Origin of the sequence: Streptomyces sp. NPDC060184 (assembly GCF_042728795.1) — a bacterium.
Lineage (GTDB): Bacteria > Actinomycetota > Actinomycetes > Streptomycetales > Streptomycetaceae > Streptomyces.
In genome coordinates, this window is sequence record NZ_JBHWYX010000029.1 from 71,964 (window position 1) to 87,384 (window position 15,421).

A 15,421-nucleotide genomic window follows, 5' to 3' on the forward strand; every position below is an offset into this window, starting at 1 on the left:
GTTCCTACGACACGATGTCCTTCCGGCCGAATCCCCGGAAGGCCAGGGCGAACAGGATCAGGGCGTAGGTCACCGACACGGCCGACCCCTTGATCATGCCGCCCCACTCCAGTTGGGGCTGGAGGGCGTCCGCCCAGGCGAACTGCCAGTGCGCGGGCAGGAAGTCGCGCCAGTGGCCCAGCGCGGTGACCGCGTCCAGGACGTTGCCGACGATGGTCAGTCCGACCGCGCCGCCCACCGCGCCCAGCGGTGCGTCCGTCTTCACCGAGAGCCAGAACGCCAGCCCTGCGGTGACGAGTTGGGAGACGAAGACGAAGGCGACGACGAGCGCGAGCCGGGGCAGCGCGGCGGACTGGGCGAGTTCGCCGCCGGTCGGCAGCTGGAGCGGTCCCCAGCCGTAGGCCGCCGCTCCGGCCGCGAGGGCGACCAGCGGGAGCAGCACCATCGCGGCCAGGCTGAAGCCGAGGGCGACGACGAGCTTGCTCCGGAGCAGCCGGGCGCGCGGGACGGGGGCGGCGAGGAGGTAGCGCAGTGAGGACCAGCTCGCCTCGGAGGCCACGGTGTCCCCGCAGAACAGCGCCACCGGCACCACCAGCAGGAAGCCCGCCGAGACGAACAGGTTGACGGCGGCGAAGTTGGCCGCCGAGGCGGTGGCGGTGTCCATCAGGTTGATCCGGTCGGCACCGGAGCCTCCCCGGGAGCCGGGGGTGCCGCCGATGGCGAAGGCGGCGATCAGGATGAACGGGAGGGCGGCCAGCACTCCGCCCATCAGCACGGTGCGGCGGCGGCGCAGTTGCCGCATCGCCTCGACGCGGAGCGGGAGGGTGCGCCGGGGGTGGTAGCCGGGTGCGGTCCCGCCGGGTGCGGGACCGCTGCCGGTGAGGACGTCGCTCATGCGGAGCCTCCGGAGATCAGGGTGAGGAACGCGTCCTCCAGGCGGCGGTGCGGGCCGACACCGGTGAGCGGCACGTCGAGCCGGACGAGTTCGGTGATCAGCCCGGCGGTGGTGGCGCCGTCGAGCCGTACCAGCAGCCCCCGCCCGTCGTCGGTGCGGACCGCCGAGGCGACGCCCGCGAGCGCTTCGATCTTTCGGAGCACCGGTTCGGCGACCTCCTCGGCGGTGGTGACGAGCAGCATGTCGCCGGAGCCGGTGATCTCGGCGACCGGGCCCGCCTGGACGAGCCGTCCCCGGTCCATGACCACGAGGTGGGTGCAGGACTGTTCGACCTCGGAGAGGAGGTGGCTGGAGACGATGACGGTCCGGCCGCCCGCCGCGTAACGGATCATCACGTCCCGCATCTCGCGGATCTGCGGCGGGTCGAGGCCGTTGGTCGGTTCGTCGAGGATGAGGAGGTCCGGCATGCCGAGCATGGCCTGGGCGATGGCGAGGCGCTGGCGCATGCCCTGGGAGTAGGTGCGCACGGCCCGGGCGAGCGCGTCGCCGAGGCCCGCGATCTCCAGGGCCTCGTCCATGTGGGAGTCCTCGGCGGGGCGGCCGGTGGCCTGCCAGTACAGCTCCAGGTTGGCGCGGCCGGACAGGTGCGGCAGGAAGCCGGCGCCCTCGACGAACGCGCCGACGCGGGAGAGCACCGGGGCGCCGGGCTGGATTGCCTGGCCGAAGACGCGGATCTCGCCCGCGTCGGGGGTGATGAGGCCCATCAGCATCCGCAGGGTGGTGGTCTTCCCGGCGCCGTTGGGGCCGAGGAGTCCGAGGACCTGCCCCTGTTCGACGCGGAAGCCCAGGTCCTTGACGGCGTAACGGTCCGCGGCCCCCGCGTACTTCTTCGCGAGTCCGGAGATCTGGAGCGGTACGCCCGCGAGCGCCGGGTCCGGGGCGGGCGTCGCGCTGCGGCGGCGCGCGGTGAGCAGCAGCACGGCGGCGACCAGGAGGGCTGCGGCCGGAAGTCCCCAGGTCCACCAGGGGAGTCCGGCCGCCGCGGCGGTCAGTCCGGCGTCGGTGGGTACGGAGAGCGGGCCGTCGACGGTCACGGTGTACGTGTTCGGCTCGGCCGGAGACGCGTAGCCGAGGTCGGTCGCGGAGAGCACCAGGCGGAAGCGGTGTCCGGCGTCGAAGGCGTGGTCGACGGCGGGCAGGGTCAGTTCGACCGGCTTGCCCTGCTGGTTGGGGGTGATCCGGTAGGGGGCGACGAGCTGGGCGGGCAGCTCCTGGCGCTTGCCGTCCGGCGCGACGTCGTACACCTTGCCGAAGAGGACGGCGTCGCCGGTACGGGCCTTGACGGTGACCTTCACCGTGGGGGTGCCGGTGAGGCGCACCGAGGAGGTCAGCGGTGCGCTGTCGAAGGTGGCGTGCTGGCCGGGGAAGTCCAGGGAGAGGCCGACGCCGAGGGAGGAGAGCTGGGAGAGCCCGGCGCCGAGCCCGGGAACGGCGGAGATCGCGGGCGGGCTGCCCCCGGCCGGGTTGCGGACGGTCACGGTGTCCGGGGTGCTCGGGGCACCTCCCGTGCTCGCGGTGCTTCCGGCGCTTCCGGCGACCGGGGTGTCCGGACCGGAGCCGGTGGCCTTCAGGGCGAACTCCTGGGCGCCGCCGCGCAGTCCGGGATAGGTGTCGGCACCGGCGCCCCGGGTGAGGGCGGCGCCGTCGGTGGAGTCGACGCCTCCGGTGCGGGTGACGCGGAAGGCGGGGCCGGTGTCGGCGCCCTCGTCGCCCTTGAGGTAGCGGTCGAACCAGGCGCCGATACGGTTCTGGACGCGGGCGTCCTCGGTGTCGCCGCCGTCGTGGCCGCCCGCGATCCAGTCGACGGAGACCGGTGCGCCGTTGCCGGAGACGGCCTTCGCCATGGCGTCGGCCTGGCCGAGCGGGAAGAGCGAGTCGGTCTGGCCCTGCACGATGAGGGCGGGCACGTCGATGCGGTCGGCGACGGCGGAGGGCGAACGTTCCGTCAGCAGGGCGCGCGCCTCGGCGTCCGGTACGCCGCTCGCCGCGACGCGTTCGTACATCGCGCAGAGCCGCGGCTCGAACTTCTCGCAGCCGCCGCCGCTGCTGACGAAGATCCCGGCCCAGAGCTTCTTGAACACCCCGCCCGGGAAGAGCGCGTCGGCGAGGTTCCAGTAGGTGATGACGGGCGCGACGGCGTCCACCCGGTCGTCGTACCCGGCGGCGAGGAGGGAGACCGCGCCGCCGTAGGAGGCGCCGGTGACGCCGACGCGCGGGTCGCCCTTGCCGTCGAGCCGGACTTCGGGGCGGGTGGCGAGCCAGTCGATCAGGCGGGAGACGTCCGCGACCTCGGCGCCGGGATCGTTGAGGCCGATCTTTCCGCCGGACTCGCCGAACCCGCGCGCCGACCAGGTGAGGACCGCGTACCCGTCCGCCGCGAGCTTCTCGGCCTCGGCGCGCACGTCGTCCTTGCTGCCGCCGAAGCCGTGGCCGAGCAGTACGGCGGGGCGCCGCCCGCCGCCGTCGGCGGTGAAGTACGTGGTGTCCAGGGGCGTACCGCCGTCGCGGATCGTTCGGTCCCGGTGGTGCACGGCGGGTGTGCCGTCGTCGGCCACGGCGGTCCAGGTGCCGGCACCGGCGAGCACGACGAGGGCGGCGAGTGCCGCCGCCCATCGGCCGCGCGCGCGGGGCCACCGGAGCCGTCGTGCGGTAGAGGTCTCCATGTCACGACCCTAAAGCCGGGCGACAGGCGTTTCCCGGGCCGGAGGGCGGAACCCCCGGCCTCCTTGGGAGGTACGGCCCCAGGGGCGCGTACTGCGGACGCGGTACGCGCCCCGGGGGGCGGCGTTCTCAGCCGTCCAGGCGGTGCTGGGGCGGGACGGCGGTCTCCAGGAAGAAGCTGTCGATGCTCTGGACGGTGTGCACGAAGTCGTCCAGGTTGACCGGCTTGGTCACGTAGGCGTTGGCGTGCTGCGTGTAGGCGTCCTGGACGTCGTCGGGCGCGGCCGAGGTGGTGAGGACCACGATCGGGATGCTGGAGAGCTGCTCGTCGTTCTTGAGCACGCCGAGCAGCTCACGGCCGTTCATGCGGGGCATGTTGAGGTCGAGGACGATCAGGTCCGGGCGGTCCTTCGCCGGGTCGCGCAGGTACTCCAGCGCGGACACCCCGTCGTCGACCCGGTTGATGCCCCGCGCCATCCCGCGCTCGATCAGGGCCTCCTCGATGAGCATGGCGTCGGCCACGTCGTCCTCCACGAGCAGGACGGTGTAGGTGCGCCGGGGTGCAAGGCCGTTCATGTGGGGGCTCCGGTGATCGTTGGGCAGGGGGCGGGAGGGCGGTCGTGCGGTGAAGACCAGGCCGGGCCAGCGTTTGCGGGCGCCCTGCCGGCTGACGCCCCAGGCGCCGCCGAGCTGCGGGTAGCCGGCCCCCTCGTCCGCGGCGGCGCGGGCCGCCCGGGCGGCGCACTCGTCGACCGCGCGGCTGAGGAGGGCCAGCGCGCGCAGCGCGGCCAGCGGGTCGGTCCAGTTCTCGTCCGCCGGGGGACCGTCGGCGTCACGGTCCTCCCCGTACGGGACGGCGTCCGGCTCCAGCGCGAGTCGCTGCGCCAGGTCCGCGACGGCGCGACGCGCGCGGTCGGCGAGCTCGTCGGTCCCGGGAGGCGCCGAGGTCTCCACTGTCATGGCCGCACCGTAGCCGGAGCGGGAGGCCCGCGACAACCTGCGTTGTCGGCGGGGTAGGGTGACCCGCGCTCCGGTGGGTACTGGAGCCCGTGATCCGCCCACCGTTTCCCAGCCGAGTGAGAGGCAAACCACCGTGCAGAGCGCCGAAGAGGGTTTCCGGCCGGCCGAGCTCCGGCCGGAGCGGGGCCGGCCCGGCTGGAGCACCAGCCGCTGGCTCGTCACGGGCACGACCGTGGCCCTGGTGGTGCTGCTCGTGCTCGGCACCTGCGGCACCTGGGCCCTGGTCCGGTCCACGGCGGTCAACCAGCGGCTCGTCGGCCGCTGGTCCCCCGCGCTCATCTCCTCGGTGCGCATGGAGGCGGCGCTGGTCAACCAGGAGACGGGCATCCGCGGTTACGGCCTGGCCGGGGACGCGGAGTTCCTCGACCCCTACCGCACCGGTCTGGCCCAGCAGAAGACCGCCATGGCCGAGCTGGAGGACCTCACGGCCGGGGACGCACGGGCCTCGGCCGATCTCGCCCGGGTGGACGAGCTCGCCGAGAAGTGGCACGCGTCGGTCGCCCGGCCCATCGCCGCCGCCGCGGACCCGACCGCCCTCGCCCAGGAACGGGCGGAGAGCGGGCGGACCCAGTTCGACGCGCTGCGCACCGCCCTCAGGGTCCAGCAGGAGCACATCGCCGCGGAGCGCGACCGGGCCCGAACCGACCTGGCCTCCGTACGCACCATGCGCAACACGGTCTTCGTCGTGATCGCCGCCGTGGTGCTCGCGCTGATGGCCCTGGCCTTCGCGGGTCTGCGCCTCGGCGTGCAGCGGCCCCTGGACCGGCTGCGGGCGGACGTGCGCAAGGTCGCCTCCGGGGACTACGCCCACGCGCTCGCGCCCACCGGCCCCGCCGACATCCGGGTCCTCGCGGGCGACGTGGACGCGATGCGGCGCCGGCTCGCGGAGGACCTCGAACTCAAGGACCGGGCCAGGGCGGCGCTCGACGCCCAGACCGTCGAACTGCGCCGCTCCAACGAGGAGCTGGAGCAGTTCGCGTACGTCGCCTCGCACGACCTCCAGGAGCCCCTGCGCAAGGTGGCCAGCTTCTGCCAGCTGCTGGAGCGGCGGTACGCGGAGCAACTCGACGACCGGGCCCGGCAGTACATCTCCTTCGCCGTCGACGGCGCCAACCGCATGCAGCTCCTCATCAACGACCTGCTGACCTTCTCGCGGGTCGGCCGGCTCCACACCGACGACCAGCGGGTCGACCTCACGGATCTGGTGCGGCGGACGGTCGGCGATCTGGACGTGGCCGTCCAGCAGACCGGGGCCGCCGTCACCCACGACGAACTGCCGGTGGTCCACGGGCAGCCGACGCAACTCGGCCTGGTGCTGCAGAACCTGATCTCCAACGCGATCAAGTTCCGCACGCCCGGCACCGCTCCCGCCGTCCACCTGGCCGCCCGCCGGGTGCCGGAACCGGGCCGCGAGGGGAGCGCGGAGCTTTCGCGCCCGTTCTGGGAGATCTCGGTGACCGACAACGGCATCGGCATCGCGCCCGAGTACGCGGAGCGGGTCTTCGTCATCTTCCAGCGGCTGCACACCCGCGAGAGCTACGAGGGCAACGGCATCGGCCTGGCGCTCTGCAAGAAGATCGTCGAGCACCACGGCGGGTCGATCGCCGTGGACACCACCTACACCTCGGGCACCCGCTTCGTCTTCACGCTGCCGGGCACGGTGGACGAGGACGACCACGAGCACGAGGGCGGCGAGGGCGAGCGCCAGGGGGCGGACCGTACGGAGAAGTGAGCGCGGGACCGCCTCCCCGGCCCCCGGTCCGACGGCTACCGGCTGAGCCCTTCGTCCGGACGGCTACCGGTTGAGCCCTCCGTCCGGACGCCTACCGCGGCCGGGGCGCCCCGGCTCCCCCGGCGTACGGCCTCTCCTGCGGGAGCAGGGCGCTCGCCGCGTCGAGGTCTCCGGCGCGGACCAGGTGGTGGATCTCCCGGGCGAGCGGGGTGACATCGGTGACGGAGACGGTCCACTCGTCCGCGTACCGCGCCGCCGCCTCGCCGGACAGGCCGAGCTGGAGCGAGCGGTACGGCAGCGGATCGAGCCGCAGATCGCGCTCGGGGTCCCACTGGACGCGGGCCGGGGCGCGGCGGAGGCTGCGGCTCCAGGCGGCGCGGTCGGGGTGGAGCCCGCGTACGTAGTGGGAGAGTTCGGCGTTCTCCAGGGCCCAGGCGAGGCCTTCGCGGGTGATCTCGACGGCGAGGACGGTCTCCTGGCCCTCCTTGGTGGCCCAGCCGCAGCGGTACATCATCCACAGGAAGCTCGGCTTGACCCAGGTCATCCGGTCACGCTTCCAGGCTTGCGGGAAGCGGCCGTCACGCGCGGCGGGCAGGCCGATGTGCGGTGCGTACGCCTGGTAGACGGTGACGGTGGTGTCGGTGTGCCGGGCCCGGATCTCGTACTGGGGTGCGGTCATGCCGACCATGGTGCGCGGGCCCACCGGTCCACCGCACCGGCTTTTCCCCGGGGGCGGCGGACCGGCTTCTTCCCTGACCGGCTTCTTCCCTGACCGGCTTCTTCCCTGACCGGCTTCTTCCCTGACCGGTTTCTCCCTGGTACGGCGCCCCCGCGGACGGACCGTCAGCGCTCGGTGGCGTCGTCCCCGGGTTCGCCCGAGGGGCCGCTCTCGGCCTGCAGCGCGAGGTCGCGGAGCACGTCGGTGGAGGAGACGTCGGTCTGACCGGAGTCGTGCACCCGCGCCAGCATCGTGAAGGCGAGGGTGAACGCCCCCACCAACTGCTCGACCGCGCCGCCCACCTCACGGCCGATCAGGGCGGCCATCTCCTCGACGGTGGCGTCCCCGGGGATCGCGATGCGCGGCATCGTCTCGTTCAGCAGCGCGGTGACGACACTGCCCTCCATGTCGACGTCGTCGCGCTCCACGTCCTCTTCGAGCAGCCGCTGGATCTCGCCGGCTTCGGTGAGGATGCCGATCACTCGCTTCAGGACTTCCCTCTGCTCCATCCCGCGAGCATAGGCGCCCGGACCGGCGCGTTCCCGGTGTTCGGCCGCTGCGGAACCGTCTCCCCTCGAACGGTTCGACGAGTCAGCCGGAAACATGCAGACTCCCATTCGATTTGACCGATAACTGCCGTTACGTTCCTCCACCTTCTTCACAGGGCGCACACAAGGTGGCACGGAGCGGGGCGCGAACTGCGCGGAGTCGATCTCGCCCTTGCGGCGCAAGGGTGGGTGCATTGCGCACCATTTGACAGGGTCCCGACGATCGCGGCGAGTGCGAGCTACATCCGTCCATAACGGAAATGTCTGCACTGTGTAACCGCGCTCCGGAGCGACTTCCGGCCATCGGCGAATCCGGCCAGAGTCTGTGCTCCCGGCAGCGAACGCCGGGGCCGAGAACCGCCCGGACCTCCCCGTCCGGGCCTGTACCGAGGGGTCCCATGTCCCGTACCGCACGACGGATCACCGCTACTGTCCTCGCGTCCGGCGCCCTGCTCGCGGCAGCCGCTCTGCCGGCCTCCGCGGACGGCCACGACCGCGGGCACGACCGCGTCAAGCCCGCCCCGCGCTCCTCCGTCGTCCTGGGCAAGATCCAGTACGACAGCCCGGGCCGCGACAACCGCTCCAACCGTTCGCTGAACGACGAGTGGGTGACCGTCACCAACACGTCCCGCCAGGCCGTCAACCTGCGCGGCTGGACGCTCACCGACGAGAGCCGCCGCACCTACCGCTTCGACCTGCGTCTCGAAGGCCGTTCGTCGGTGCGCGTCCACACCGGTGTGGGCCGTGACAGCCGCACGGACGTCTACCAGGACCGCAACAACTACGTCTGGGACAACAGCGACACCGCCACGCTGCGCGACTCCCGCGGCCGGAAGGTCGACGAGAAGTCGTGGGGCCGTCACGGCCGCGACGACAACCGCGGTCGTGACGGACGCGACGACAACCGCGGCCCCGGCCGCGACAACCGCCACTGAGCGCACCGGAGGGGCCGGGCCCCACCGGGTGACGAGGTGGTGCGGCACGGCCCGGGCAGGCGCGCGCTGACCGGGCACGGCCGGGAAGAAACGAATCGACGGCGCCCCGCGGCAATCCGGCCGCGGGGCGCCGTGTCGTTCCCCGGGGTGTACGGGGTGGCGTCAGTGGTTGCGCGGGAAGCCCAGGTCGACGCCGGACGGGGCGTCGGCCGGGTCCGGCCAGCGGGTGGTGACGACCTTGCCGCGCGTGTAGAAGTGCACCCCGTCGTTGCCGTAGACGTGGTGGTCGCCGAAGAGGGAGTCCTTCCAGCCACCGAAGGAGTGGTACCCGACCGGGACCGGGATCGGCACGTTCACGCCGACCATGCCGGCCTGGATCTCCAGCTGGAAGCGGCGGGCGGCGCCGCCGTCGCGGGTGAAGATCGCGGTGCCGTTGCCGTACGGGGAGGCGTTCATGAGGGCGACGCCCTCCTCGTACGTCCCGGCGCGCAGCACGCACAGGACCGGGCCGAAGATCTCGTCGCGGTAGGCGTCGGAGTCGGTGGAGACGCGGTCAAGCAGCGAGATGCCGATCCAGTGACCGTCCTCGAAGCCCTCCACGGTGTGGCCGGTGCCGTCGAGGACGACCTCGGCGCCCTGCGCGGCGGCGCCGGTGACGTAGGAGGCGACCTTGTCGCGGTGGGCGGCGGTGATCAGGGGGCCCATCTCGGAGGAGGGGTCGGTGCCGGGGCCGATCTTGATCTTCTCCGCGCGGTCCTTGATCCGGGCGACCAGCTCATCACCGATCGCGCCGACCGCGACGACCGCCGAGATCGCCATGCACCGCTCTCCCGCGGAGCCGTACGCGGCCGAGACCGCCGCGTCGGCGGCGGCGTCCAGGTCGGCGTCGGGCAGCACCAGCATGTGGTTCTTCGCGCCGCCGAGCGCTTGGACGCGCTTGCCGTTCGCCGAGGCGGTGGCATGGATGTGGCGGGCGATCGGGGTGGAGCCGACGAAGGAGACGGCGGCCACGTCGGGGTGGGTGAGCAGCGCGTCGACGGCCGTCCTGTCGCCGTGCACGACGTTCAGCACCCCGTCCGGCAGCCCGGCCTCGGCGGCCAGTTCGGCGAGGAGCACCGAGGCCGACGGGTCCTTCTCACTGGGCTTGAGGACGAAGGTGTTGCCGCAGGCGATGGCGAGCGGGAACATCCACAGCGGCACCATGGCCGGGAAGTTGAACGGGGTGATCCCGGCGACGACGCCCAGCGGCTGGCGGATCGAGGAGACGTCCACCCCGCCGGACACCTGGGTGGAGAGCTCGCCCTTGAGCTGGGTGGTGATGCCGCAGGCCAGCTCGACGATCTCAAGCCCCCGGGCGACCTCGCCCAGCGCGTCGGAGTGCACCTTGCCGTGCTCGGCGGTGATCAGGGCGGCGATCTCGTCGCGGTGGGCGTCGAGCAGGGCGCGGTAGCGGAACAGGACGGCGGTGCGGGCGGCGAGGGAGGAGAGGCCCCAGGTCGCGTGGGCGGCCTTGGCGGCGGTGACGGCCGCGTCCACCTCCTCGGCGGAGGCGAAGGCGACGCGGGTGGTGGCGGCGCCGGTCGCGGGGTCGGTGACCGGGCCGTACGCGCCCGACGTGCCCTCGACGGTCTTGCCACCGATCCAGTGGTGGACGGTCCTGGTCATGACGATCTCCTTCGGGCTTCGGCGACTTCAGAGACTTCGCGGGCTTCCGGGGCTTCAGTGCTTCCCGGCGTCGGAGCTTGAGCTTCCCGGGCTTCAGAGGCGGCGGTGCCGGGTCGCCCGTCGGCGGTCGTACACCTCGCGGGCCTCCACCGCCGCCGGGCGGGTGGCCGTCTCGGCCACGGGCACATCCCACCACGCCTGCGCCGGAGGCGGGCCCGAAACACTGCCGGGTGCCGGGACCGCGGGGCGGGCGGACGGCGGGGCGAGCGCGACGTGGACGCAGACGGGGTGGTCGGCGGCCCGTGCCTCGGCGAGGGCGGCGCGGAGTTCGGCCACGGTGCGGGCGCGCAGGGCCCGCATGCCGAGGGAGGCGGCGTTGGCGGCGAGGTCGACCGGGAGCGGGTCGCCGGTGAACGCGCCGTCGGGGTCGCGGTGGCGGTAGTCGGTGCCGAAGCGCTCGCCGCCGACGGACGCCGAGAGCCCGCCGATGGAGGCGTACCCGTGGTTGTCGAGCACCACGAGCTTGACCGGCAGCCGTTCCTGGACGGCGGTGACGATCTCGGTCGGGTTCATCAGGTACGTGCCGTCGCCGACGAGCGCCCAGACCGGGCGGCCCGGGGCGGCGAGCTGGACGCCGATCGCCGCCGGGATCTCGTAGCCCATGCAGGAGTAGCCGTACTCGACGTGGTACTGCCGCGGCGAACGCGCCCGCCACAGCTGGTGCAGGTCGCCGGGGAGCGAGCCGGCCGCGTTGATCAGCACGTCGTCCTCGGTGACGAGGGCGTCCAGCAGGCCGAGGACCTGGGTCTGGGTGGGTGCGGCACCGGGATCGGGGGTGGCGAACGCGGCGTCCACCCGCGCCTCCCAGCGCGCCTTCGCCGCCGTGTACGCGCGCCGGTAGCCGGGGTCGACCCGGTGGCCGTGGGTGCCCTGGGTGCCGAGGGCGGCGGCGAGCGCTTCGAGGCCGGTACGGGCGTCCGCGACGAGCGGGAGGGCCGCCTGCTTGTGGGCGTCGAACCCGGTGACGTTGAGGTTGACGAACCGGGTCGCCGGGTCGGGGAAGAGGGTGGCGGAGGCGGTGGAGAAGTCGGTCCAGCGGGTGCCGACGCCGATCACCAGGTCGGCCTCGCGGGCCAGTTCGTCGGCGGTGGCGGTACCGGTGTGGCCGATGCCGCCCACGTCCGACGGGTGGTCGTGGCGCAGGGCGCCCTTGCCCGCCTGGGTGGTGGCGACGGGGATGCCGGTGGCCTCGGCGAACGCGGCGAGGGCCTGCTCGGCGGCGCTGTGCCGCACCCCGCCGCCCGCGACGAGCAGCGGCCTGCGGGCGGCCCGCACCGCCCGGACGGCCCGGTCGAGCTCGTCCGGATCGGGGGCGGGGCGGCGTACGTGCCAGACCCGCTCGGCGAGGAACTCCTCGGGCCAGTCGTACGCCTCCGCCTGCACGTCCTGCGGGAGCGCGAGGGTGACCGCGCCGGTGGAGACCGGGTCGGTGAGGGTCCGTACGGCCTGGAGCGCGGCGGGGATCAGCGCCTCGGGGCGGGTGATCCGGTCGAAGTACCGGGAGACCGGCCGAAGGCAGTCGTTGACCGACACGTCTCCGGCGTAGGGGACTTCGAGCTGCTGGAGCACCGGGTCGGCGGGGCGGGTGGCGAAGGTGTCGCCCGGGAGGAGGAGGACGGGCAGGTGGTTGACGGTGGCGAGGGCGGCGCCGGTGACGAGGTTGGTGGCGCCGGGGCCGATGGAGGTGGTGACGGCGTGGGCGGAGAGCCGCCCGGACTGCCGGGCGTAGCCGACGGCCGCGTGCACCATGGCCTGTTCGTTGCGGCCCTGGAGGAACGGCATGGCGGAGCCGGAACCCTGGGCCGCCTTGGTGCCCTTCGCGTCCTCGGCTCCCTTGGTGTCCTCGGCTCCCTTGGTGCCCTTGGTGCCCTTGGTGCCTTTGTGGCCCGAGTACTGGGCGTTCGTGGAGCCGCCGCACTCCAGGAGTGCCTGACCGATGCCGGCGACGTTGCCGTGGCCGAAGATGCCCCAGGTGGCGCCGATCAGCCGTTGCCGCTGTCCGTCGCGCTCGGTGTACTGCCGTGCGAGGAAGGCGATCAGGGCTTGCGCGGTGGTCAGACGGACGGTCACCTGCGGTCCTCCGGGGCGGCGTACAACGGGAGCCGGGGATCGGCCCGCTGGGGGTCCCAGGTCTCCCTGATCCAGGCGTGGTCGGGGTGGTCGCGGATCAGCCAGGCGCGTTCCTCGTCCGGCCCGGCCATCACGTTGAGGTAGTAGAGGGCACCCTCCGGGGGTGCGATGGAGGGGCCGTGCCAGCCGTCGGGGACGAGGACGGCGTCGCCGCCGCGTACCTCGGCGAGCACGTCCGCGCCGCCGGGGCGGGACGGGGAGACACGGTGGTAGCCGGGGCCTCCGCGCTCCAGTTCGAAGTAGTAGATCTCCTCCAGGACCGACTCCACGCCGGGTTCGGCCTCGTCGTGCTTGTGCGGCGGGTAGGAGGACCAGTTGCCCGCGGGGGTGAGGACTTCGACGGCGATGAGCCGGTCGCAGCGGAAGACGTCGGCGGCGGCGAAGTTGTTGACCTGCCGGGCGCAGGTGCCGGAGCCGCGCAGTTCGACGGGTACCTCCGACGCGGGGCCGTAGCGAGCGGGGAGCTGTCGCCCGCACTTCGCTCCTGCCAGGGCGAAGCGGCCTCCCGCGCCGGAGGAGATCTGTGCGGTGGCATCGCGCGGTAGGTACGCGAAGTCGGCCACCCCGCTGAACACGCTCTCACGGCCGGTGAGTTCAAAGATGTCACCTGCCGTGTGCACCGTACAGCCGCCAGTCAACGGCAGAACGATCCATTCGCTCTCCCCGGTGACGAGTGTGTGAACTCCGCCCGGCGGCAATTCGAGCACCCGAAGGCTCGAACGCTCCCATCCCGCCCGCTCCGGCCCGATGTCCAGGGCGTACGGGGCGTCTTGGGGACCGCCCCTCAGGTGCAGGGGGCCGCCGTGCGGATCGTTGGTGCTTTCCTGCTTCTCCCGCGTCGTCATGGTGCCTCCCTACCCCCGTCGGTCTCCGGCGGTGCCGATCGACGCGCACCGTCCGGGCCCGGGGTGGTGTGCCGGCCGTCCGGGCCCGGGGTGGTGCGGGCGGCTTCCGGGGCGCGCGGTCGGAGGAGCCCGACCGCCGTGTCGACGGCTCGCGCGACGTCCCCGTCCGGCGGGTAGAGCAGCGCCCGGCCCACCACGAGGCCGCGCACGGTCGGCAGCCGCAGGGCGCCGCGCCACTTCTCGTACGCCCCGTCCAGGTCGTCGCCCACCTCGCCGCCGAGCAGCACGGCGGGCAGGGTGGAGGTCTCCATCACCCGGGCCATGTCGTCGGGGCGCTCGGTGACGGGGACCTTCAGCCAGGTGTACGCGGACGATCCGGCGAGCCCGGAGGCGACCGCGATGGCGGTGGTGACGGCCGGAATGCTGAGGTCCGTACGGAGCCGGCCGTCCTCCCGGTGGCAGAGGAAGGGCTCCACGAAGACGGGCAGCCGGTGGGCGGCCATCGCGTCGATGGTGCGGGCGGCGGTGTGCAGGGTGTCGAGGGAGCCGGGGTCCTCGTGGTCGATGCGGAGCAGCAGCTTGCCCGCGTCGAACCCGCGCCGGGCCAGGTCGAGGGGGCGGAAACCGGTGAAGCGGTCGTCCAGTTCGAAGGCGGCGCCCGCGAGGCCGCCCCGGTTGAGCGAGCCCATGACGACCTTGTCCTCCAGGGCGCCGAGGAGCAGCAGGTCGTCCACGACGTCCGCGGTGGCGAGCACTCCGTCGACGCCGGGGCGGGAGAGGGCGAGGCAGAGCCGTTCGAGGAGTTCGTAGCGGTGCGCCATGGCGAGGGCCCGGCCGCCGACGGCGAGCGCGCCGCGCGCGGGGTGGTCGGCGGCGAGGATGAGCAGCTGCTCGCCGGGGCGCGCGAGGGGCCTGCGGCGCCTGCGGTCGGCGGCCTCGGCGATGGCCTCCGGGTGCTCGGCGCGCAGCCGTACGAGGTCGGCGAGCGAGGAGGCGGCGGCCGGGCTCACGTGTCCGCCCCGGTCGGGGGCAGGGACGGGGGCCGGAGTGGGAGCGGGGGCTGGGGTACGGAGCCGGGGGCGGCCGGTGCGTACGGTTCATCAGGTCCGTCAGGGTGTTCCGGGGCGACCCGTCCGCGGGCGAGGGCGGTCTCCACCTCGGCGGGGAAGGGCATCGCGGACGAGCAGGCGAGCCGGGAGGCGACGATGGCCCCGGCCGCGTTGGCGTACCGCATCACGTGTTCGGTCTCCCATCCGGCGAGCAGCCCGTGGCAGAGGGCCCCGCCGAACGCGTCGCCCGCGCCGAGTCCGTTGACGACGCGCACGGGGAGCGGGGGCACTTCGGCGACCGTACCGTCACGGTGGACGGCGAGCACCCCCTCGGGGCCCTGCTTGACGACGGCCAGTTCGACTCCGGCGTCGAGCAGCGCGCGGGCGGCGGCGTACGGCTCGTGCTCCCCGGTGGCGACGGCGCACTCCGCCAGGTTCCCGACGGCGACGGTGGCGAACGCGAGGGCTTCCCGGTAGCGGCGGGGCGCCCCGGAGTCCGCGTCGCCGCCCTCCCAGAACATCGGCCGCCAGTCGAGGTCGAACACGGTGACCGGCCGCCCCTCGGGTGCGCCGGGCGGCGGGGCCGTTCGGGGGCCGCCACCCGTACGGGCTTCGAGGGCGGCGAGGGTCGCCGTACGGCTGGGCTCGGCGCTCAGGCCGGTGCCGGTGACCCAGAAGATCCGTGCGGCGCGCACCGCGTCCAGGTCGAGTTCGTCCGCGTGGATCTCCAGATCGGGCGCCTTGGGCAGGCGGTAGAAGTAGAGCGGGAAGTCGTCGGGCGGGAACAGCTCGCAGAAGGTGACCGGTGTCGGGTACGCGGCCACCTCGCCCACCCACCGGTCGTCCACCCCGAACTCCCGCAACTGCGCGCGCAGATACGCACCGAAGGGGTCCCGCCCGGTGCGGGTGACGACGGCGGTACGGAGTCCGAGCCGGGCACCGGCCACCGCCACGTTGGAGGGCGAGCCCCCGAGGAACTTGCCGAAGGCGTCGACCTGGGCGAGGGACACCCCCGTCCGCAACGGGTAGAGGTCCACCCCGATCCGGCCCATGGTGATCAGGTCGTACGGCTGAGGCATACGCGTCCTTTCCGACACCGCGCA

12 protein-coding genes are annotated in these 15,421 nt (G+C 73.5%); 2 read left to right on the forward strand and 10 right to left on the reverse strand.

Going from position 1 to position 15,421, the window contains the following annotated elements:
* Window positions 1-4: 4 nt before the first annotated feature.
* The 3 genes from ACFWEE_RS20170 to ACFWEE_RS20180 form a co-directional block, all read right to left on the reverse strand.
* Window positions 5-895, reverse strand: a complete 891-nt coding sequence (locus tag ACFWEE_RS20170; protein WP_386890822.1) for an ABC transporter permease — start codon at window positions 893-895, stop codon at window positions 5-7.
* Entirely contained in the window at window positions 892-3,618 is a 2,727-nt protein-coding gene (locus ACFWEE_RS20175; RefSeq protein WP_386890824.1) for an alpha/beta fold hydrolase, read from the reverse strand. The genes ACFWEE_RS20170 and ACFWEE_RS20175 overlap by 4 nt, the downstream gene beginning before the upstream one ends.
* A gap of 127 nt (window positions 3,619-3,745) precedes the next feature.
* Window positions 3,746-4,576, reverse strand: coding sequence for a response regulator (locus ACFWEE_RS20180; protein WP_386890826.1), 831 nt, complete (start codon window positions 4,574-4,576; stop codon window positions 3,746-3,748).
* A 133-nt stretch (window positions 4,577-4,709) separates the two neighbouring features.
* Here ACFWEE_RS20180 and ACFWEE_RS20185 point away from each other — a divergent pair, with 133 nt between their 5' ends.
* Entirely contained in the window at window positions 4,710-6,368 is a 1,659-nt protein-coding gene (locus ACFWEE_RS20185; protein WP_386890828.1) for an ATP-binding protein, read from the forward strand.
* 91 nt (window positions 6,369-6,459) lie between these two features.
* Here ACFWEE_RS20185 and ACFWEE_RS20190 read toward each other — a convergent pair whose 3' ends face one another.
* Together ACFWEE_RS20190 and ACFWEE_RS20195 are read right to left on the reverse strand one after the other, a co-directional pair.
* Window positions 6,460-7,056: a DUF4291 domain-containing protein gene (locus ACFWEE_RS20190; protein WP_386890859.1), complete on the reverse strand. Its 597-nt coding sequence runs from the start codon at window positions 7,054-7,056 to the stop codon at window positions 6,460-6,462.
* Window positions 7,057-7,211: 155 nt separating this feature from the next.
* Window positions 7,212-7,595 carry a hypothetical protein gene (locus tag ACFWEE_RS20195; protein ID WP_386890830.1) on the reverse strand — a complete coding sequence of 128 codons (384 nt, stop codon included), beginning with the start codon at window positions 7,593-7,595 and terminating at the stop codon, window positions 7,212-7,214.
* A 437-nt stretch (window positions 7,596-8,032) separates the two neighbouring features.
* On the opposite strand from ACFWEE_RS20195, the gene ACFWEE_RS20200 reads away from it, so the two are divergent.
* Window positions 8,033-8,569 carry a lamin tail domain-containing protein gene (locus ACFWEE_RS20200; protein ID WP_386890831.1) on the forward strand — a complete coding sequence of 179 codons (537 nt, stop codon included), beginning with the start codon at window positions 8,033-8,035 and terminating at the stop codon, window positions 8,567-8,569.
* 162 nt (window positions 8,570-8,731) lie between these two features.
* On the opposite strand, the gene ACFWEE_RS20205 is transcribed toward ACFWEE_RS20200, so the two are convergent.
* The 5 genes from ACFWEE_RS20205 to iolC form a co-directional block, all read right to left on the reverse strand.
* Window positions 8,732-10,234 carry a CoA-acylating methylmalonate-semialdehyde dehydrogenase gene (locus tag ACFWEE_RS20205; RefSeq protein ID WP_386890833.1) on the reverse strand — a complete coding sequence of 501 codons (1,503 nt, stop codon included), beginning with the start codon at window positions 10,232-10,234 and terminating at the stop codon, window positions 8,732-8,734.
* Between the two features lie 93 nt (window positions 10,235-10,327).
* Complete coding sequence (gene iolD, locus ACFWEE_RS20210; protein ID WP_386890835.1) at window positions 10,328-12,364, reverse strand: 3D-(3,5/4)-trihydroxycyclohexane-1,2-dione acylhydrolase (decyclizing); 2,037 nt, start codon at window positions 12,362-12,364, stop codon at window positions 10,328-10,330.
* Window positions 12,361-13,269 carry a 5-deoxy-glucuronate isomerase gene (iolB, locus tag ACFWEE_RS20215; RefSeq protein WP_386890836.1) on the reverse strand — a complete coding sequence of 303 codons (909 nt, stop codon included), beginning with the start codon at window positions 13,267-13,269 and terminating at the stop codon, window positions 12,361-12,363. Before iolB ends, iolD begins: the two co-directional genes overlap by 4 nt.
* On the reverse strand, window positions 13,266-14,279 hold the full coding sequence (locus tag ACFWEE_RS20220) for a deoxyribose-phosphate aldolase (protein WP_386890838.1): 1,014 nt from the start codon (window positions 14,277-14,279) through the stop codon (window positions 13,266-13,268). Before ACFWEE_RS20220 ends, iolB begins: the two co-directional genes overlap by 4 nt.
* Entirely contained in the window at window positions 14,276-15,397 is a 1,122-nt protein-coding gene (gene iolC, locus ACFWEE_RS20225) for a 5-dehydro-2-deoxygluconokinase (protein ID WP_386890840.1), read from the reverse strand. The genes ACFWEE_RS20220 and iolC overlap by 4 nt, the downstream gene beginning before the upstream one ends.
* Window positions 15,398-15,421: the final 24 nt, after the last annotated feature.